The sequence below is a fragment of the Actinoplanes sp. 13 genome, assembly GCF_056134165.1.
In genome coordinates this window covers 129,004-148,796 of sequence record NZ_JBVYOQ010000014.1, presented here as the reverse complement: position 1 = coordinate 148,796, position 19,793 = coordinate 129,004, and the positions used below count along the sequence as shown (strand labels likewise).

General features: G+C 71.5%; 17 protein-coding genes. 5 read left to right on the top strand and 12 right to left on the bottom strand.

Annotated features, from left to right (window positions below; genetic code table 11):
- Positions 1 to 79: 79 nt before the first annotated feature.
- On the bottom strand, positions 80 to 457 hold the full coding sequence (gene ndhC / locus AC0NH5_RS25605; protein ID WP_474408362.1) for an NADH-quinone oxidoreductase subunit A: 378 nt from the start codon (positions 455 to 457) through the stop codon (positions 80 to 82).
- 204 nt (positions 458 to 661) lie between these two features.
- Between ndhC and AC0NH5_RS25600 the strand changes: the two genes are divergently transcribed.
- Together AC0NH5_RS25600 and AC0NH5_RS25595 are read left to right on the top strand one after the other, a co-directional pair.
- Positions 662 to 2,515 (top strand): 2-oxoacid:acceptor oxidoreductase subunit alpha, encoded by a 1,854-nt coding sequence (locus AC0NH5_RS25600; RefSeq protein WP_474408360.1) that lies wholly within the window; start codon positions 662 to 664, stop codon positions 2,513 to 2,515.
- On the top strand, positions 2,508 to 3,527 hold the full coding sequence (locus AC0NH5_RS25595) for a 2-oxoacid:ferredoxin oxidoreductase subunit beta (RefSeq protein WP_474408358.1): 1,020 nt from the start codon (positions 2,508 to 2,510) through the stop codon (positions 3,525 to 3,527). The genes AC0NH5_RS25600 and AC0NH5_RS25595 overlap by 8 nt, the downstream gene beginning before the upstream one ends.
- 100 nt (positions 3,528 to 3,627) lie before the next feature.
- Here AC0NH5_RS25595 and AC0NH5_RS25590 read toward each other — a convergent pair whose 3' ends face one another.
- Positions 3,628 to 4,644 carry a potassium channel family protein gene (locus tag AC0NH5_RS25590; RefSeq protein WP_474408356.1) on the bottom strand — a complete coding sequence of 339 codons (1,017 nt, stop codon included), beginning with the start codon at positions 4,642 to 4,644 and terminating at the stop codon, positions 3,628 to 3,630.
- Positions 4,645 to 4,707: 63 nt separating this feature from the next.
- Between AC0NH5_RS25590 and AC0NH5_RS25585 the strand changes: the two genes are divergently transcribed.
- On the top strand, positions 4,708 to 5,169 hold the full coding sequence (locus AC0NH5_RS25585; protein WP_474408354.1) for a phospholipase: 462 nt from the start codon (positions 4,708 to 4,710) through the stop codon (positions 5,167 to 5,169).
- Here AC0NH5_RS25585 and AC0NH5_RS25580 read toward each other — a convergent pair.
- Together AC0NH5_RS25580 and AC0NH5_RS25575 are read right to left on the bottom strand one after the other, a co-directional pair.
- Entirely contained in the window at positions 5,166 to 7,784 is a 2,619-nt protein-coding gene (locus AC0NH5_RS25580; protein WP_474408352.1) for an ATP-binding protein, read from the bottom strand. The genes AC0NH5_RS25585 and AC0NH5_RS25580 overlap by 4 nt on opposite strands.
- A 384-nt stretch (positions 7,785 to 8,168) precedes the next feature.
- Positions 8,169 to 8,381 (bottom strand): FmdB family zinc ribbon protein, encoded by a 213-nt coding sequence (locus AC0NH5_RS25575; RefSeq protein WP_474408350.1) that lies wholly within the window; start codon positions 8,379 to 8,381, stop codon positions 8,169 to 8,171.
- A gap of 101 nt (positions 8,382 to 8,482) precedes the next feature.
- Between AC0NH5_RS25575 and AC0NH5_RS25570 the strand changes: the two genes are divergently transcribed.
- Positions 8,483 to 10,039, top strand: a complete 1,557-nt coding sequence (locus AC0NH5_RS25570; RefSeq protein ID WP_474408348.1) for a lytic murein transglycosylase — start codon at positions 8,483 to 8,485, stop codon at positions 10,037 to 10,039.
- Between the two features lie 230 nt (positions 10,040 to 10,269).
- Positions 10,270 to 11,229 (top strand): GNAT family N-acetyltransferase, encoded by a 960-nt coding sequence (locus AC0NH5_RS25565; RefSeq protein ID WP_474408484.1) that lies wholly within the window; start codon positions 10,270 to 10,272, stop codon positions 11,227 to 11,229.
- A gap of 117 nt (positions 11,230 to 11,346) precedes the next feature.
- On the opposite strand, the gene hemB is transcribed toward AC0NH5_RS25565, so the two are convergent.
- From hemB to AC0NH5_RS25525, 8 genes are all read right to left on the bottom strand, one after another.
- Positions 11,347 to 12,327, bottom strand: coding sequence for a porphobilinogen synthase (gene hemB, locus AC0NH5_RS25560; protein WP_474408346.1), 981 nt, complete (start codon positions 12,325 to 12,327; stop codon positions 11,347 to 11,349).
- A gap of 55 nt (positions 12,328 to 12,382) precedes the next feature.
- Positions 12,383 to 13,969: a bifunctional uroporphyrinogen-III C-methyltransferase/uroporphyrinogen-III synthase gene (locus AC0NH5_RS25555; protein ID WP_474408344.1), complete on the bottom strand. Its 1,587-nt coding sequence runs from the start codon at positions 13,967 to 13,969 to the stop codon at positions 12,383 to 12,385.
- Complete coding sequence (gene hemC, locus AC0NH5_RS25550) at positions 13,966 to 14,895, bottom strand: hydroxymethylbilane synthase (protein ID WP_474408482.1); 930 nt, start codon at positions 14,893 to 14,895, stop codon at positions 13,966 to 13,968. Before hemC ends, AC0NH5_RS25555 begins: the two co-directional genes overlap by 4 nt.
- Positions 14,889 to 16,211 (bottom strand): glutamyl-tRNA reductase, encoded by a 1,323-nt coding sequence (locus tag AC0NH5_RS25545; protein ID WP_474408342.1) that lies wholly within the window; start codon positions 16,209 to 16,211, stop codon positions 14,889 to 14,891. The genes hemC and AC0NH5_RS25545 overlap by 7 nt, the downstream gene beginning before the upstream one ends.
- The gene (locus tag AC0NH5_RS25540; protein ID WP_474408340.1) at positions 16,208 to 16,948 is read right to left on the bottom strand and encodes a redox-sensing transcriptional repressor Rex; all 741 of its coding nucleotides are present in this window, start codon (positions 16,946 to 16,948) and stop codon (positions 16,208 to 16,210) included. Before AC0NH5_RS25540 ends, AC0NH5_RS25545 begins: the two co-directional genes overlap by 4 nt.
- A 231-nt stretch (positions 16,949 to 17,179) precedes the next feature.
- Positions 17,180 to 17,821 (bottom strand): HAD family hydrolase, encoded by a 642-nt coding sequence (locus tag AC0NH5_RS25535; RefSeq protein ID WP_474408339.1) that lies wholly within the window; start codon positions 17,819 to 17,821, stop codon positions 17,180 to 17,182.
- An 11-nt stretch (positions 17,822 to 17,832) separates the two neighbouring features.
- A complete protein-coding gene (locus tag AC0NH5_RS25530; RefSeq protein ID WP_474408480.1) occupies positions 17,833 to 18,087 on the bottom strand; it encodes a glutaredoxin family protein in 255 nt (84 codons plus the stop codon).
- A complete protein-coding gene (locus AC0NH5_RS25525; RefSeq protein WP_474408337.1) occupies positions 18,084 to 19,580 on the bottom strand; it encodes a class I adenylate-forming enzyme family protein in 1,497 nt (498 codons plus the stop codon). Before AC0NH5_RS25525 ends, AC0NH5_RS25530 begins: the two co-directional genes overlap by 4 nt.
- Between the last annotated feature and the right edge of the window lie 213 nt (positions 19,581 to 19,793).

Genomic DNA, 19,793 nt, shown 5'->3' with positions numbered 1-19,793 from the left:
CGCACGATGTTGGCATGTCCGCTTTCCGGTGGCGAGCCCGCCACCCGGTCGGTTGCCCCCGCGACTCCCCCGGCGGGGGTCAGGTCCAGGTCAGGATGCGTTTGCGCCAGGCGTAAAGAATGCCCAGCGCGAGCACCGCGACGAAGACACCCATCTCCGCGACGGCCGGACCGCCGAACTCGGGTCGGTCGAAGATCAACGCCCACGGGAAGAGAAATACGGCTTCCACCGCAAAGAGGACATAGAGGTACGCGTAAACGTAGTACCGAATCTGCGCCTGGGCCCAGTCGCCGCCGACCGGGTCGATGCCGCTCTCGTACGAGATCCGCTTGCCGGGCGGCTCGGCCGGACTGGCCGGCCGCAGCAGCCGGTTCGCCCCGAACGCCGCCACGAACAGCAGCACCCCGGCGGCGAGCACCAGGCCCAGCGTGGCGTACGAACCGAGATATCCGTCCACGATCGGGGAGCCTAACCGACGAGCGGCCGACCGCGACGTGCCGCATGGTGGACTTTGTTGGCTGGTCCTCGCCACTCGTGGCTACTGTGGTCAACGGTCCGCGACCGCCTCGTAAGGAGCGGCGACGTACTGTGGAACTGACGATGTACGGGCCGGCCCATCGACGGACCTGAGTCGCCGGACCGCGTCTTTTGGAGGTTGAACGTGGCCGCTCCCGCGAAGCGAGTCGAGCAGCTGGATCGGGTGGTCATCCGATTCGCCGGCGACTCCGGCGATGGCATGCAGCTGACCGGGGACCGGTTCACCTCGGAGACCGCTCAGCTCGGCAACGACATCTCGACGTTGCCCAACTTCCCGGCGGAGATCCGCGCGCCGGCCGGCACGCTCCCGGGCGTGTCCAGCTTCCAGGTGCACTTCGCCGACTACGACATCCTGACCCCCGGCGACGCGCCCAACGTGCTGGTCGCCATGAACCCGGCGGCGCTCAAGGCCAACGTGGCCGAGCTGCCCGCCGGCGCCGACATCATCGTGAACACCGACGAGTTCACCAAAAGAAATCTGGCGAAGGTCGGATATGCGACCAGTCCGCTGGAGGACGGCTCGCTGGCCGAGTTCGCGGTGCACCCGGTGGCCCTCACGTCGATGACGGTGGGCGCGCTGGCCGACGCCGGCGTCGCGAAGAAGGACGCCGAGCGCGCCAAGAACATGTTCGCTCTGGGCCTGCTCAGCTGGATGTACTCGCGGCCCTTCGAGTCCACCCTGCGGTTCCTGGAGCGCAAGTTCGCCAAGCGTCCGGACCTGGTCGCGGCGAACAAGGCGGCGTTCCGGGCCGGCTGGAACTTCGGCGAGACCACCGAGGCCTTCTCGGTGCGATACGAGGTGAAGCCCGCGAAGATGCGGCCCGGCACCTATCGCAACATCACCGGCAACCAGGCGCTCTCGCTCGGGCTGGTGGCCGCCGGGGTCCGCGCCGGGCTGCCGGTCTTCCTCGGGGCGTACCCGATCACCCCGGCCTCGGACATCCTGCACGAGCTCTCCAAGCACAAGCGGTTCGGCGTGACCACCATGCAGGCCGAGGACGAGATCGCCGCGATCGGGGCGGCGCTCGGCGCGTCGTACGGCGGGGCGCTCGGCGTCACCACCACCTCGGGCCCGGGCGTCGCGCTCAAGGGCGAGACGATCTCGCTGGCCATCGCCCTGGAACTGCCGCTGGTCATCGTCGACGTGCAGCGTGCCGGGCCGTCCACCGGCATGCCCACCAAGACCGAGCAGGCCGACCTCAACATGGCGCTGTTCGGCCGGCACGGCGAGGCCCCGCTCGCGGTGATCGCGCCCAAGTCGCCGTCGGACTGCTTCCACGCGGCGATCGAGGCCGCCCGGATCGCGCTGACCTACCGCACCCCGGTCATCCTGCTCTCCGACAACTACGTGGCCAACGGCTCCGAGCCGTGGCTGCTGCCGTCCGTCGACGAGCTGCCGGACCTGCGGGTCGCCTTCACCACCGAGCCGAACACCCCGGACGGGCGGTTCCTGCCATATCTGCGGGATCCGGAGACGATGGCCCGGCCCTGGGCGGTCCCCGGCACCCCGGGCCTGGAGCACCGGATCGGTGGTCTGGAGAAGGCCGACAAGACCGGCGACATCTCGTACGACCCGGCCAACCACGAGTTCATGGTGCGGACCCGGCAGGCGCGCATCGACGCGATCCCGGTGCCGGACGTGGACGTCGAGGACCCTGAGGAGAACGCCCGCGTGCTCGTCCTCGGCTGGGGCTCCACCTACGGCCCGATCGGCGCCGCCTGCCGGGCGCTGCGCCAGCGCGGCCTGCCGATCGCTCAGGCCCATCTGCGGCACCTCGCGCCGCTGCCGGCCAATCTCGGCGACGTGCTTGCCGGGTACGACAGAGTGGTCGTCCCGGAGATGAACCTCGGCCAGCTCGCTGCGGTGATCCGAGCGAGATATCTGGTCGACGCGGTCCCCTTCAACCAGGTCAGCGGCCTGCCGTTCACCGCCGCGACCCTGGAGAGCATGCTCGAGGACGTGGTCAAGAATGGCTAGCCCGGTCACGGTGAAGCTCACCGCCAAGGACTTCAAGTCGGACCAGGAGGTCCGCTGGTGCCCCGGCTGCGGTGACTACGCCATCCTCGCCGCGGTGCAGGGCTTCATGCCGGAGCTCGGCATCCCGCGGGAGAACATCGTCTTCGTCTCCGGCATCGGCTGCTCGTCCCGCTTCCCGTACTACATGAACACCTACGGGATGCACTCGATCCACGGCCGCGCGCCGGCGATCGCCACCGGCCTGTCCTCCTCCCGCCCGGACCTCAGCGTCTGGGTGGTCACCGGCGACGGCGACGCGCTCTCGATCGGCGGCAACCACCTGATCCACGCGCTGCGCCGCAACGTGAACCTGAAGATCCTGCTCTTCAACAACCGGATCTACGGGCTCACCAAGGGGCAGTACTCCCCGACCTCGGAGATCGGCAAGATCACCAAGTCGACACCGGCCGGCTCGGCGGACTCGCCGTTCAACCCGCTCTCGCTGGCCCTCGGCGCCGAGGCGACGTTCGTGGCCCGCACCATCGACTCGGACCGCAAGCACCTGCAGTCGGTGCTGCGCGCGGCCGCCGAGCACGAGGGCTCCGCGTTCGTCGAGATCTATCAGAACTGCAACATCTTCAACGACGGCGCGTTCGAGCTGGTCAAGGACCCGTCGACGCGGGACGAGCACCTGATCCGGCTGGAGCAGGGTCAGCCGATCACCTTCGGCCCGGACGAGCGCTTCTCGGTCGTACACCCGGAGGGCAGTTTCGGTCTGAAGGTGCAGGAGGGCGGCACCGCTATCGTCCACGACGCGACGGTCGACGACCCGGCGTACGCGTTCGCCCTCAGCCGCCTCTCCGGCTCGGACCTGAGCACCACCCCGATCGGGGTGTTCCGCAACGTGCGGCGCCCGTCGTACGACGAGATCGTGCGCAAGCAGGTGCTGGACGCCAAGGCCCAGGCCACCGGCACGCCGGAGGAGATGCTCGGCGAGCTGCTCAACGCCGGCGACACCTGGACCATCATCTGACGGCCACTGCTTCTGTGTGGTGACTTCGGGCGCCCAGCGCACCCTGAGTCACCACACCCGCCGCTCGCCCATGCGATGTGGTGTCTCAGATCGCCACGGGTCAGACCGAGACGCCGTTGGAAGCACTCTCCTCGTCACGGATGTAGACCAGCAGATCGCCGGTCTCGATGTTGATCGCGTGCTCCCCGCCCAGCGGCAGCACCTTGCCCCGCCGGATCAACGCGACCACCAGCGTCGGCAGCTGACGAGGATTGCGGCCCACCTCGGCCCGCTCCGCCGAGCGCATCGCCAGCGCCATGCCCTGACCCGGGGTCAGCAGATCCTCCACCACGTCGATCAGCGGCGGCGCGGTGGTGGTCAGGCCCAGCAGCCGGCCCGCCGTGGACGACGACACGATCACGTGGTGCGCGCCGCTCTGCTTCAGCAGGGCGGCGTTCTCCTGCTCCCGGACAGCCGCGATGATCCGCACCTGGCCGGCGGTCAGCTGGCGCACGGTCAGCGTGATCAGGACCGAGGCCTCGTCACGGTCGGTGGCGATGATGACGGACTTGGCGTTCTTCACGTCCGCCTCGTTCAGCACCACGGACCGGGTGGCGTCGCCCTCGATCACGACGAGCCCGCTGGCCGCGGCCTGCCGGACACCGGCCTCACGGTTCTCCACGATCACGATGCGGGACTTCTCGTACCCGGTCTCCAGCAGTGCGGCGACCGCGGCCCGGCCCTTGGTGCCGTAACCGCAGATGATCACGTGGTCTTTCAACTTTCGCCTCCACCGGGTGACCCGCAGGCCCTTCCGGTACTGGTCGGTCAGCACCTCCAGTGTGGTGCCGACCAGAATGATCAGGAAGAGCACCCGGGCGGGCGTGATGAACAGGACGTTCACCAGCCGCGCGCTCTGGGTCGCCGGGGTGATGTCGCCGTACCCCGTGGTGGAGAGCGAGACGACGGCGTAATAGAAGCAGTCGAGGAGAGTCAGGCCGTCCTCGTTGACATCGCGGTACCCCTCGCGGTCCGCGTAGATGACGGCGACCGAGACCAACACGAGAGTGCAGGCCATCACGACCCGTAGGCCGAGAGCCCGAAGTGGTCCTTGCCGGACCAGCGGTAGATGAATCATGGAACCGCCCGCACGAACACACCCTAACGGTCAAGCTGGAGGTCGCACCCTTCAGGAGGCACGATGACGCGCCCTGCGATCCGCCGCGCCGCCGTAGCGGGCATCATGCTGGCGGGCACGATGATATGGCCGATCGGGCCGGCTCGGGGGGCGGACGTCGACAAGGCCGCCCTCCTGCTGCGCTGGACCCAGCCGACCGCGGCCAGCACTGCCGAGTGGAACGCCGCGCGGCGGGACCGGGCGAAGTGGGCCGCGTACGACTTCGACTGGTCCACCGACCACTGCTCGCACGCCCCGGAGCGGCCGTTCGGCTTCACCTTCCGCAACGCCTGCCGGCACCACGACTTCGGGTACCGCAACTACCGGGCGGCCGGGACGTTCGAGCTGCACAAGCGCCGGCTGGACGAGACGTTCCGGGCGGATCTGCGCCGGACCTGCGACGGGTACCGCGTCGTGGTGCAGCCGGTCTGCAACACGGTGGCCTGGACCTATTACCAGGCCACCGTGCACTGGGGCGAGGGTTAGCGGGCGATCTGCGCGAAGCGGGCCGCGCCGTTCTCGAGGTCCGGGTGCTCGACGGCCAGCGCCATCGCCACGATCTGATCGAATCCGAGGCCGGCCCCGTCGGCGTACGCCGCATCGAAGGCCGCATCGCCCAGCGCGACGCGCAACGCCTGCTGCTGGGCCGACCAGAAGGCGCCGAACGACTCGGTCCGGCGCGCGCCGGACGCCGCCTCCGCCCCGCCGAAGAGCACCGTCGCGGTTACCGGGTCATCGCCGAGCACGCAGCGCACCGCGATCGCCGCCACCGCGTCCGCCGCGGCGCCCCGGAACCCGTGCCGCAGCCGGGACCGCAGCGCGACCACCAGGTGGTCGTGGGCGGCGACCAGGTCACCGCGGCGCAGCGCGACCATGCCGAGCAGCCAGTCGACGGTGCGGCGGCCGCGATCCTCCGGATGCTCGGCCTCCAGCTGGCGCGCGGCGCCCAGCAGCTCGGCGGCCTCGCCCAGCGCGTCCCGCCGCCAGAGCAGCTCGGCCAGGGCCAGCACGGCCGGCAGCGCGGCGGCCGGCGAGCCGACCCGCTCGGCCTCGGCGATCACCTCCCGGCAGGCCTGCTCCGCGCCGTCGCCGGCGCGCTCCACCTGCGCCTGGCGTGCGGCCAGCACCCGGATCAGCAGCACCGGATCACCGCACTCGCGGGCCGCCTCCTCCGACCGGCGCAGGTAGCGCTCCCGCTCGGCGCGGTCGTCGGCGAGCCCCGCGTGCACCAGGTACGCCCCGGCCAGCTCGGCGGGCCCGGCCTGCTCCGCGCCGATCCGCTGATAGAGCAGGGAGAGCAGCTCACGTCCCGCGCCCGCACCGCCGTGTTCCCGCCACCACGGATCGAGCACGCCGGCCAGCCGCAACCCGGCCCGCACGTCACCGCCGGTCGCGGCCCAGCGCAGCGCCGACTCCCACTCCCCGACGTACGGGCTCAGCTCGGTCAGCGACACCGTGCGCGCCTGGCCGTCGGTGTCCACCGTGACGGTCTCGACGATGCGCAGCGACCAGGCGAGGTGCTGGTCGCGTGCGTCCGGCTCCTCGCCGACCGCGGCGAGTCGGCGCAGCGCGTACGCGCGTACCTGATCGGAAAGCCGGTAGCGCGGGCCGGGCACCACCTCGACCAGTGATTTGTCGGCAAGCTCGGAGAGCGCGCCGAGCGCCTCGGCGCCGCACCACTCGACGGTCGCGAGGTCCACCGGCCCCGCGAAGACCGCCAGCCGGTGCAGCAGACCCGCCGCCCGGCTCCCCAGGGTTCGATAGGACCAGGCCAGATTGTTGGCCAGGCTGGCGTGCCGTCCGTCGCCGGCCGCGTCGTTGTCCAGCGCGCCGAGCGGATCGTCGAGGCGCCGGGCGAGCTGCTCGGCCGGCAGCAGCCGAAGCCGCGCGGCGGCCAGCTCGATCGCCAGCGGCGACCCCTCCAGCCGGGCCGCCAACCGCGCCAGCTGCGCCTCACCGTCACCCGCCCGGCCGCCCTGCGCCAGCGACGCACGGTCCTTGAGCAGCGCGAACGAGTCGGCCGGCACGAGCGGCGGGATCCGCCAGACGGTCTCGCCGGCGAGACCGAGCGGCGCGCGCCCGGTGGCCACGACGTCCAACCGCCGGCACCGGCTGAGCAGGCGGTGGACCAGATTGGCGGTGAGCGCGGGCGCCGCGTCGCAGGTCTGTAACAGCACCAGCATCCGCCGCTCGGCGCACTGCTCGACCAGGGTGTCGATCATCGGACGGCCCGGCTCGGGGCGCAGGCCGAGGGCCGCGGCCAAGGCGCTGGGCAGGCCGTTCGCCGCGGTGGCGGCATCGATCGTCCAAACACCATCGGGGTACGCCGGAAGCAGGCGCTCGGCGACCGCATGCGTGAGTCGCGTCTTGCCGGCACCGCCCGGTCCCACCACCGACACCAGCCGACAGTGGCTGATCAACTCGGCCAGCTCGGCGGACTCGGCACGCCGGCCGATGAAGAGGCTGTGCTCGGCGGGCAGGTTGTGCCGTGGCGCCGCGGCGGTGCGTGGCCGGGGGAAGTCACGATCCAGTCCGGGCGCGATCACCTGGAACAGCCGCTCGTCGTCGTCGAAGCCGCGCAGCCGGAACGGGCCCAGGTCGAGCAGGTCCACGGTGGCCAGCATCGCGGCGGCAGCGGTGGGCACGCCGGCGGTGGCATAGGTCGTGGTCACGGCCAGCGTGGTCGCCTCGGAGCAAAGGATCTGGCCGCCGTGGGCGGCGGCGGAGACGCGTGCGGCGCGGTGCACCTCGGCGCTCGCGTATTCCTGGCCGATCGGTGTGGCCCGCCCGGTGTGCAGTCCCATCCGGACGCGGGGCACCGCGTCGGCCCGGGGCCAGTCGTGACCGGACAGTCGGCGCTGCGCCTCGACGCACGCGGCAACAGCGGCGTCAGCATTCGAGAAGGCGACGAAGAAGGAATCACCCTCAGTTAACAGTTCGACACCGTCGTAGTTTCTGAACACAGCGCGTAGCACCGATCGATGCGCTCCGAGAACATCCCGGTACGCCTCGCCAAGCATCCGGGCGAGGCGTGTCGAGCCCTCGATGTCGGTGAACATGAAGGTCACCAGACCGCTAGGTAGCTCGCTCCGTCCCGACACGGTGGAACCTCCGCCCCCTTTGTGGAAGTCACGCCTCATGTTGCCGTATCTCTGCGTCACCGCCCATCCTAGAAACGGACGGTAATCATTTATGCGCCACGGCCTACCCCGTACGGAGGACGAACTGATCGCGGGATCGACGGCGGCATACGGGACTACGCGTCTCGTAACGAAAGAGATCGAACACGGAAACGCCGCGCTCAGCCAAAACCGTCAGGCCGTTCGGGTGTACCCATATGGGGCAACGGAACGGGTACGGCGTGCGAGCGCGGGCTCACCGGCCGAAGTCGACGCGCCTCGCCGCACAGCCTTGCCCAGGAAGTCGAGCCGGGGCCGGCCGTGCCGGGATCGGCCGCGCGGCCGGCCGGGCGGGTGATCAGTTGGTCAGCAGCCGCAGCCGCCACCACAGCAGCCGCCACCACCGGCCGGGGCTGCCGGCGCGCCACCGCCGCGGCCGGTGACGGCGACTGTGGACAGCAGCTTGACAGTGTCGGCGTGGCCCTCCGGACAGGCGGCCGCGGCGGTCGCCTCCCGCATCGGACGGTTGACCTCGAAGGTGGCGCCGCAGGCGCGGCACCGGTACTCATAACGCGGCATCAGACCAGCGTAGGGCCCATGCCAGGGTCGGCGCACGGCGACTTGGCCACAGGGCCCCGGCGACCTCCCCGTCCAGTGACACGGGCGGGTAGGGTCGATCTGTGGCGGAGGCGCGAAAGACCCCAGGAGAGGTGCCGGAGTTGCGCTCCGCGGCACCACATCAGCGCGGGCCGCTGGGCAGTTCCGGCGCGGCGCCGAGCGGGGATCCCAGCGAGTCGGACAAGTCGGATGTGCGTGAGCCGGCTCCGGAGTCGGCGGTGACGTCCGGCAGCGAGGTCCCGCCGGCTGAGGACGCGCCCACGACGCCCACGGCCGAGACACCGGCAGCGCCCTCGAAGCCTGAAGCAGCGAAGGACAGCCCGGAGAAGCCGGCCGAGACGAAGGCCGCGGCCCCGAGCGGCCCGGTTAAGGAGCCCTCCGCCGAGGACGCTGCCAAGGACGCCGTCAAGGACAGCGCAGCCAAGGACGCCGCGGACAAGGACGCCACCCCCAAGGGCGACGCTTCCAAGGGCGACGCCCCCAAGGATGCGACCGGCAAGGACAGCGCCTCGACGGACGGCACGGGCAAAGAGGGCGCGGCCAAGGAGGGCGCGGCCAAGGAGGGCGCGGCCAAGGAGGGCACGGCCAAGGAGGGCACGGGCAAAGAGGGCGCGGCCAAGGAAGGCACGGGCAAAGACGCCGCGGGCAAGGCGGCTGTGCCGGCTGCCGCGGCGGCGGGCGCCGCCACCCGCCGGTTCCGGCCGCTGGCCGCCGTCGGCAAGGGTGGCCGGGCGACCGCCACCTGGGCACGCGGTCCGGTGGGCCGCGTGGTCCTGCCCGGTCTCGTCGTCGTCGGCCTCGTGGTGCTCGCCGGGACGTCCGGGGCCTATCTGGTCCCGCGCGCCCTGGAGGCCGCCGCCCCGACCGCCACCCCCACGTTCACCGGCCAGTCCGCGGCGCCCAGCGCAGGCTGGAGCGACCCCGCGGTCCCCGGCGGTCCCACGCTCCCCGGCGGCGCCCCGGGGGCCACCACCGGCGCCGCGCCGCCCACCGGGACCCTGCCGGCGACCGGCCTCCCGACCGCCCAGCCCACCGCGACCGGCGCCCGGCCGGCCGACGCGCTGGCGAGCTGGGCGCAGCAGGTCGGCACCCGCGTCGGCATCCCGGTCGTCGCTGTCCAGGCATACGGCTACGCCGAGCTCGTCACCGCGAGAACCACGCCCTCCTGTCACCTGAGCTGGACCACGCTCGCCGCCATCGGCAAGATCGAGTCGGGGCACGGCAGCCACGAGGGAGCGGTGCTCGGGGCGGACGGGGTGACCACGCCGCCCATCCGCGGCCTGCCGCTGGACGGGCAGGGCGGACGCCAGATGATCCGGGACACCGATCGCGGCACGCTCGACGGCGACACCACCTATGACCGGGCGATCGGCCCGATGCAGTTCATTCCGGCCACCTGGCAGGCGACGGCCGTCGACGCCGACAACAACGGCGCGAAGGACCCCAACGACATCGACGACGCCGCGCTGACCGCCGCGGCGTACCTCTGCAAGGGTGGCCGCGACATGGCCCGGGCCGACTCCTGGTGGGACGCGGTGCTGACCTACAACGACGTCCGGCAGTACGCGCAGGACGTCTTCACTGCGGCCAACGACTACGGCGTGCGCAGCCGCACGTAGTTACGCCGAAGCGGTATGACCTAGCGCCGCGCCTACCTCAAAGGACCGTCCTAGCAGGTCCGAAGCGGTTCGACAGTGGTCCGGGGTCGCGACGCTGGGTGAGCGCGCCGGTACATTTTGCGTGGTGGGCACTTCCCTGAAGGTCCGTTGAACGGCACGATGTACGAGTGAGGGTGCGTGAATGGGATCCCCGCTCCGCGTCCGCGACCGAGATCCACTCGCTCGTGGAGATGGTCAACGCCATCATGGCTGCCGATCTCCCGGACGATCCACCCTGGCGTGACGTGCAGGTCCGCGACTATCTGGCGGAGACCATGCCGGGCGAGCGGCGGATCACCTGGATCGCCGAGGACGACCGTCTCCCCGAGGGTGAGGGCCGCATCTTCGCCCACGTCAGCATCCTGCTGCTCGGCGACATCGGCGTGCTCGAGGTGCTGGTCCGGCCCGAGCTGCGCCGCCGTGGCCTGGGGCGGCAGCTGGTCGCGATGGCGGCCCGCCGGGCATATCTGGAGGGTTTCTCCTCGATCGGCGTGGAGGCCATCGGCGGCACCACGGCGATCCCGTTCTACGAGTCACTCGGCTTCGAGCGGGAGTACGTGGAGACACGCAGCGTGCTCAACCTGGACACGGTGGACTGGCCGGCCCTGGGAGCGATGGCCGGCGGCATCAGCGCCGGCTACCGCATCGAGTACCACCCGGGCGGCCCGCCCGACCCGCTCCTCGAGGCGTACGCGCTGGCCAAGGCCGAGGCGCAGCACGACGACGACGATCTCGACCTGCAGCCCCGCTCGTCCGACCCGCAACGGTTGCGCGAGTCACTGGACACCCTGCACAAGCGGGGCCTGAAGCCGTACATCGTGCTCGCCATCCACGACGCCACCGGCGCCGTCGCCGGGCTGACCGAGGTGGTCGTCCCGGCGCAGCACCCGGAGCGGGCCGATCAGTACGACACGATCGTCGTGCGGGAGCACCGTGGTTACGGCATCGACCGGGCCATCAAGGCGCGGATGCTCTTCGAACTGCGCGCCGCCGAGCCCGGCCTGCGCCAGGTGCAGACGTGGAACGCGCAGCACAACGAGTCGATGCTCAAGGTCAACGCGGAGCTGGGTTACCAGTCCGACCGCGACTGGTTCGAGTACATCGCCGACGTCACGCAGCTCGTGCAGACGCTGGAGCCCACCGACCCCTGACACCCCACCCAGCGTGGGGAGTGGGGTGCGCACGGGACCTCAAGTCACCACACAGGTGGCGCAGAGCTGCGTGGGGACTTCGGGCGCGTATCGCACCCCAACTCCCCACGCTGGGGGTCAGCGGAGCAGGTGGGCGACCTCGGTGGCCCAGTACGTGAGGATGATCTGGGCGCCGGCCCGCTTGATCGAGGTCAGCGACTCCACCATGACCCGCTCCCGGTCGATCCAGCCGTTGGCCGCGGCCGCCTCGACCATCGCGTACTCACCGGAGACCTGATAGGCCGCGACCGGCACGGTGACCCGGTCCCGGATCGCGGCGATCACGTCGAGGTACGGCAGCGCCGGCTTGACCATCACGATGTCCGCGCCCTCGGCCACGTCCAGGTCGACCTCGCGCAGCGCCTCCCGCAGGTTCGGCGGGTCCTGCTGGTACTGCCGGCGGTCGCCCTGCAGGCTGGACTCCACGGCCTCACGGAACGGCCCGTAGAAGGCGCCCGCGTATTTCGCCGAGTAGGCGAGCACCGCCACGTCCTGGTGGCCGGCGGCGTCGAGGGCCTTGCGGACCACGCCGATCTGGCCGTCCATCATCCCGGACGGACCGACCATGTGCGCCCCGGCGTCGGCCTGCGCGACCGCCATCCTGGCATAGATCTCCAGCGTGGCGTCGTTGTCCACCGAGCCGTCCGCGGCGAGCACGCCGCAGTGCCCGTGCGAGGTGAACTCGTCGAGGCACAGGTCGCTCATGATGACCGTGCTGTCGCCCAGCTCGGCCTTCAGGTCACGGAGCCCGGCGTTGAGGACGCCGTCCGGGTCGAGCCCGGCCGAGCCGGTCTCGTCCTTGTTGGCGTTCTCCGGCACCCCGAAGAGCATGAGCCCGCCGACGCCCGCGCTGACCGCCTCGTGCGCGGCCTTGCGCAGTGACTCGCGGGAGTGCTGGACGACGCCGGGCAGCGAGCTGATCGGCCGGGCCTCGGTCAGCCCCTCCTTGAGGAAGAGCGGCAGGACCAGTTCGGACGGGGCGACCCGGGTCTCTTCCACCAGGCGGCGGATCGCCGGGGTGCGCCGGAGCCGGCGCGGGCGAATGTCAGGGAAGGACATCGGCGCTCCTACACGGAAGAAGCGCGCCGGCGGCTGCCGGCGCGCTTTCACGAGATCAGCGGAAACGGAGAGCGGTGGGGCCCTGGACCTTCGAGCCCCGGCGCTGCTTGGCCGGCATCGCGGCCAGCTTCTCGCGCAGCTCCAGCGCGTACTCGGCGAGGGCCTCGACCAGGTCCGGGACCGACGCCGTCTGCGGCTGGGTGTCGACCCGCAGGCCGAACTCGACAGCGGTCTCGGCGGTCTTCGGGCCGATCACGGCGACCACTGTACGGGCGTGCGGCTTGCCGGCGATGCCGACCAGGTTCCGCACCGTCGAGGACGAGGTGAACAGCACCGCGTCGAAACCGCCGGACTTGATCGCGTCGCGGATCTCGGCGGGCGGCGGGGCCGCGCGAACCGTCCGGTACGCGGTCACGTCGTCGACCTCCCAGCCACGCTCGATGAGCCCGGCGGCGAGGGTCTCGGTGGCGATGTCGGCGCGCGGCAGCAGCACCCGGCCGACCGGGTCGAGGATCTCGTCGTGCGGCGAGAACTCGGCCAGGAGACCCTCGCTGGACTGCTCGCCGGACGGGATCAGCTCGGGCTGGATGCCGAACGCGCGGACCGCGTCGGCGGTGGCCTCACCGATGCAGGCGATCTTCACGCCGCCGAAGTGGCGGGCGTCGAGACCGTGCTCGCCGAACTTCTCCCAGACCGCGCGGACCGCGTTCACCGAGGTGAAGATCACCCAGGCGTACCGGCCGTCGACCAGGCCCTTGACCGCGCGCTCCATCTGGGCCGGCGTGCGGGGCGGCTCGACCGCGATGGTCGGCACCTCGCACGGGATGGCCCCGTACGCCCGGAGCCGGGCACTCATCGCGCCGGCCTGCTCCTTGGTCCGGGGGACGAGCACCTTCCACCCGTACAGCGGGCGGTTCTCCCACCAGCTGAGGGTGTCGCGCTCGGCCACCTCGGCGCCGACGGTCAGCACCACCCGGCCGGTGAAGCCGAGCGCCGCAGCGACGAAGCTGTCCACCGTTGAGGTGGTCGTGTACTGGGTCTCGCCGGTGCCGTCGCCGGTCACGCCGACCGGGACGCCCGGCTCGACCCCGGCCGCGAGCAGCCCGTCGCGGACCGCGGCGAGGTCGCCCGCGTCCACGGCGACCGCGAACGAGCCCTTCTGGGCCGCCGCGGCGAGCGCGTCGAAGTCCAGGGTGGCGATGTCGTCGACGTCGGCGGCGATGCGCACGCCGGGCAACGGCACGCCGGCGTAGGCGGCGACGCCTTCGGCCTGCCCGATGCCCGGGATCACCTCGAAGTGCACCGCGGTCCGTGCGACCGCCTGCACCTCCTTGACCACCGAGTCGTGCCCGAACGGGTCACCGGCGACCAGGTGCACGGCGGAGAGCCCGGACTTGGCGGCGGACAGGAGCACCTTGGCGACGTCGCCGGGCGCGCCCTCGGCGGGGCTGAACTGAGCGTCGTCCTTCGCGCCGGAACGGATCGCGCTCAGCAGCGAATCGGGGACGCCACGGTCGTAGACCACCTGGTCGGCATCGGTCAGCGCCGCGTACGCGCGGCGGGTCAGCAGCTCCGGGTCGCCGGGTCCGGCGCCGATGAACGCGATGCGTCCGGCTGGCTTACGGGCGGTGCGGGTGGTCATTCTGTGCTCCCCATCAGGGTATCGGCTCCGGCGTCGAGGAGATCGGTGGCGAGCGCCTTGCCGATCTCCGCCGCGCCGGCGGGCGTTCCGGTGCGCGACAGTCGGATGGCTCGGAGCCCGTCCGGGCTGATCACCGCACCGCGCAGGTAGATCTCGTCACCGTCCTCGCCTTCGGCGAACTCGGCGTGTGCCGCGACCGGGGCGGAGCACCCGGCCTCGAGCGTGGCAAGCATCGACCGCTCCGCCACGACGGCGGCGCGACTCGGTGCGTGATCGAGTGCGGCCAGCAGCTCGATCAGGTCGGTGTCGCCGGCCCGGCACTCCACTGCCAGCGCTCCCTGAGCGGGGGCGGGCAGCATGAGCATCGGGTCGAGCGTCTCGGTGATCTCCGTCGACCGGCCGAGACGAGCCACACCGGCCCGGGCCAGGACGACGGCATCGAGGTCGGCACCGGGTCCCAGGACCCGGGCGATGCGCGAGTCGACGTTCCCCCGGATCGGCGTGACCTGCAACTCTAGGCCCAAGGCATGCAATTGCGCGATTCGGCGCACCGCCCCGGTGCCGATGACCGAGCCCGGTGGGAGCTCGGTGAGCGTCAGTCCGTCGCGGGCGATCAGGGCGTCCCGGGGGTCCTCCCGCTGCGGCACCGCGGCGATGTGCAGCCGCGGGTGGTCGGCGGTGGGCAGGTCCTTGTACGAGTGCACGGCGAAGTCGATCTCACCGGCGAGCAGCGCGTCCCGCAGCGCGGAGACGAACACGCCCACGCCCAGCTGGGCGACCGGCGCCGTGGAGCGGTCGCCGGTGGTGAGGATCTGGACCAGCTCGACCGGGCGGCCCGTCTTCGCGGTCACCTCGTCGGCGACCAGCTGCGACTGGGTGAGCGCCAGCGCGCTGCCCCGGGTGCCGAGACGGAGTGGGTTCACGATCGACCTCCGATCTCAGGCACGGCGTCGGCATGGGTGGCGAGGGGCACGTCCAGATCGAACAGCTCACGCAGCAGCGCCGCGTACTGATCTCCGCCGGGTTCGGCGGCCAGCTGCCGGACCCGCACGGTCGGCGAATGCAGCAGCTGCTGGACGACCCGGTGCAGGGTACGGGAAACGTCGGCCCGCTGCTCCTCGGTGAATTCCGGCCGCCGCGACAGGAGCTTGCGCATCTCGGCCGAGACGACCGACTCGGCGCGCGTGCGCAGGGCCGCCACCGTGGGGGCGATCTCGGCGCCGCGCATCCAGGCGAGGAAGTTGTCCACCTCGGTGGCGACGATCTGCTCCACCGCCGCGGTCTCGGCCGTCGCGGGCAGGGACCGTCGGCTCGCGGCCAGCCCGTCGATGTCGACCACCACCACGCCGGGCAGGTCGGCGGCGTCCGGCGCCACGTCCCGGGGCACGGCGAGGTCAAGCACCACCAGCGGCGCCGCCGTCCCGTCGGAGCCACGGGCGGCGAGCACGGCGGCCAGCCGGTCCCGGGTCAGCACCGGGGTGGTGGAGGCGGTCGCGCTGACCACGATGTCCACCTCGCGCAGGACCGTCTCGAGCTCCTCGAACGGCACCGCGACGGCTCCGTACGCCTCGGCCAGCCGGCCGGCGCGCTCCGGGCTGCGGTTGGTGATGCGCAGCGGCCCCACCCCGGTACGCGTGAGCGTGGCCACCGAGAGCGCACCCATCGCGCCGGCGCCGATCACCAGCGCGGGCCGTCCGGTGAGGTCGCCGCCGAGGTGTTCGCCGGCCACGTCGAGGGCGGCTGTGACCACGCTCTGGCCGGCCTTGTCGATGCCGGTCTCGGCGTGCGCGCGCTTGCCGACCCGCAGCGCCTGCTGCATCAGCTCGTGCAGCAGGCGGCCGGCCGAGTCCGCCTCGGTCGCCGCGTGGTACGAATCACGGAGCTGCCCGAGGATCTGCGCCTCGCCGACGACCATCGAGTCGAGGCCCGCGGAGACCCGGAACGAGTGCTGGACGGCGGCTTCGCCGTAGTGCACGTACAGGTGGCCGGCCAGTTCGTTGGCAGGGATGCCGGAGTGCTCGGCGAGCACGTTGCAGATGTCGCCGAGCCCGCCGTGGAAGCCGCTGACCGCCGCGTACACCTCGACGCGGTTGCAGGTGGAGACGACGACGGCCTCTCCCACGTACGGCTGGGCGATGAGCTTCTGCAGCACGCCGGGCACCGCCGACTCGGGGATGACGACCCGTTCCAGGACGGAGACGTCGGCGGTCCGGTAGGACGCGCCGATGCTGAGCAGGTTCACGAGCTGACCGCCTCCTGATCGTCCGCCTCGGCTGTCCGGCCTCCCGGCAGCGCGGTCAGGGACGCCTTGCGATGTTCATGGAACGAGAGGATCTGAAGTTCGATCGCGAGGTCCACCTTGCGCACGTCGACGTTGGCCGGCACCGAGAGGACGCCGGGAGCGAAGTTCAGGATGCTCGTCACACCGGCCGCGACCAGGGCGTCGGCCACCGACTGGGCGGTGCCCGGCGGGGTCGCTATCACGCCGATCGCGATCGACTCCTCGGCCGCGACCCGGCTCAGCTCGTCGATGTGCTGCACGGCCAGACCGTTTATCCTTTCGCCGACCTTGTTCGGGTCGGCGTCGAAGAGCGCCACGACGCGGAAGCCCCGGCTGGCGAACCCGGCGTAACCGGCCAGCGCGTGACCGAGGTTGCCGACTCCGACCAGGCAGACCGCCCGGTTCTTGTCCAGGCCCAGGATGTACTCGATCTGGTGGACCAGGAGGGCCACGTCGTACCCCACGCCCCGGGTTCCATAGGACCCGAGGTGGGACAGATCCTTGCGGAGTTTCGCGGAGTTCACCCCGGCGGCGGCGGCGAGTCCCTCGCTGGAGACCGTTTCGGCGCCCGTCTCGGCCAGGTGGTGAAGGGCGCGCAGATATTCCGGCAGCCGCGCGATGGTCGCCTCCGGCAGTTCCGGGAAGGCCGGGACGTCACCGGCGTTGCCGGGCGTGCTTCCGTGACGCTGCTGACTCATCTGACTCCGTGCCGACGAGGCGAACCTGCGGTGAGCCCAGTCTGTGCGATACCGGTGGAACCCTCGTGGGGTGGCTGTGGTAGCGGGGCTCTCGAAATCACAGAGTAGGCGCTTGTGAAGGCGTGCACAAATCGCGATCTTGTCGGGACAATTGGACAAGATCGACCCAGCTGTGTTAGCCGGACCGACCTGTCGAGTATTACCGCTCGGACCCCGCCGTAGCCACTTGACTCAGAGTGACATGGCCATCTTTACCGCGTCCACCAGCGTGTCGGCCACCGGACGGCCCGAGGCGCGCAGCCGCGCCGGGTCGGTGAAACCGCCCGTGTAGAGGACCGCCTGCCCCCCGACGGCCTCGGCCGCGGTGGCGTCGTCGAGGGAGTCGCCGATCAGCACCACGGCGCTGCCGGGCACTCCGAGTTCGGCCAGGTGGCGCGCCAGATGCCCGGCCTTCAGGTCGCCGCCCACCTCGGTGCGCAGGCCGTCGATGCGGGTGAACAGGCCGGTCAGCCCGTGGCCCTCGACGGCCGGGATCAGCTCCTCGTGGAACCACATGGAGAGCAGCGACTGGGTTCCCGGCCAGGCGCGGATCGCGGCCGTGGCGTCGGCGGCGAGGGAGATGTCGGTGAGGCCGACCCGGTACGCGTCGTGGAAGATCCGGTCCAGCCGGCCGAACTCCTCCGCGTCCACCGCCCGGCCCAGCATCTCGGCGTAGAACTCGGCGACCGGACGCCGGAACGCCCGCCGGTGCTCGTCGGCCTCGACGGCGCGGCCGCCGACCGTGGCGAAGGCGTGGTTGGTCGAGGAGACCACCAGGTGAAGATCGTCGAGAAGGGTTCCGTTCCAGTCCCAGACCAGGTGCTTTGCTGTCACGGGGAGCCAACTTACAACCGGGGCTCACCCGGTTGTCCAGCGAGATCTCGCAGCAGCCGCTCCTCCTCGATCCGCCAGTAGCCGTGCTCCTTGCCGTCCAGCAGCAGCACCGGCACCCGGTCACCGTAGTCACGTTCCAGCTCGATGTCGGAGTCCACGTCGACCTTGGTCCACTGTCCGGGCGCGATCCGCTCCAGCGTCTGCTCGGCCACCTCGCACAGGTGGCATCCGACGCGGCTGATCAGGGTGAGGCGGTTGGTCATCAGCTGAGTTCCCTCTTGCGGATCTTCCCGATCGGCGACCGGGGCAGGTCGGCGACCAGCTCGATGGTCGGCAGTTTGAACCGGGCCAGCCGGGCCGCGCAGTGCACCCGCAACTCGGTCACGGTCAGCCGGCTCCCGGCCGCCGGCGGATCGCCGGCCGGCACCACGTAGGCGTGCGGCCGCTGACCGCTCTCCGGGTCGGGGACCGCGACCACGGCCACGGCGGCCACCCGCGGATGCGCGTCCAGCACCCGTTCGATCTCAGCCGGGTAGACGTTGAAACCGTTCACCAGGATCATCTCGCCGATCCGGTCGACCAGGACCAGGTCGCCGTCGCCGTCGGCGTAGGCGATGTCCCCGGTGGCCCACCAGCCGTCCGGGTCCGGGCCACCGGCGCCGTCCGGCCAGTAACCGGAGAAGAGGTTCGGCCCGCGCACCACGATCTCGCCCGGGTCGGTGCCCGCCGAGACCGCGAGCGCCAGGTCCAGCTCGGCGAGGTCCTCCTCGACCGACGCGGTGCCGTCGCGCCACAGCTCGGCGCCGTCCCGGGCGCGCAGCAGCAGCTCCACCCCGGGCAACGGGCGGCCGATCGACCCGCTCTTGTCCCGGTGACTGACCGCAGTCGTGGTGAGCACCGGCGCCGACTCCGTCAGGCCGTACCCGATGATGATGTTCTTGCCGGTCAGGGCGCTGAAGCGCGCCGCCACCCCGTTGTCCAGCGGCGCCGCGCCGCAGACGGCGGACCGCAGGCCGCTCAGCGCGCCGGCTGCCTGCGGGACCCGTGACCAGGCGAGGTACATGCCCGGCACACCGACGGTGACGGTCACCCGGTGCCGGGAGATCAGCTCCAGCGAGCCCTCGGCGTCGAACCGCTCGGCCAGCACCCCGGTCGCCGCGTGGTGCGCGACGGCGCCCAGGCCGGTGTTCAGGCCGTAGGCGTGGAAGAACGGCACGGTCAGCAGGATGATGTCGTCCGGGCCGGCCACCGGCGGCTCGATCCGGCCGAGCTGATCGTGGTTGGCGGCGAGCGCGGCGTGGGTGAGCATTGCGCCCTTCGGCCGCCCGCTGGTCCCCGAGGTGTAGAGCAGGACCGCGAGATCGTCTGCCGCCGGCTGCGGCAGAGCGTCCCCTCCTCTTTCGGACCGCGGGGGTACGACCGGAGCACGGTCGATCACGAGTGCCGCACCGGAGTCGGTGATCGCGTGGTCCCGTTCGTCCGCGGTGTATCCGGGGTTGAGCGGCACCGCCACCCGGCCGGACCGCAGGATGCCGAAATAGGCCGCCGCGAACTCCACCGTGTTGCCGAGCAGCAGCGCGACCCGGTCGCCCGGCGCCGTGCGCGACGCCACCCAGTGCGCGACCGCGGACACCCTGGTGTCCAGTTCCGCCCAGTCGATCTCGGTGTCACCGGCGATCAGCGCGGTGCGGCCGGGACGACGGGCGGCGGCCTCGGCGACCGCGTCTCGGGCCGGCGCGGCGGGGGCGGGTTCCTCCACGAGGCCCGAGTCTGGCACAACCCGCCTCCCACCGGGATGCCGGACAGCCGGTCCGTTCCGGCGGGCGCCGTTCCGGCGAGGTTGGAGGAGACCTTCGGCATTCACGTTTTGCTGGGATTCGCGGCTTTGCGCGCAGCGCACACGGTGTGCGACTCGTCGTGTCCGATGCCGGTGATACTTCCGGTCTGTGTAACGGGATCCACACCAACGGGT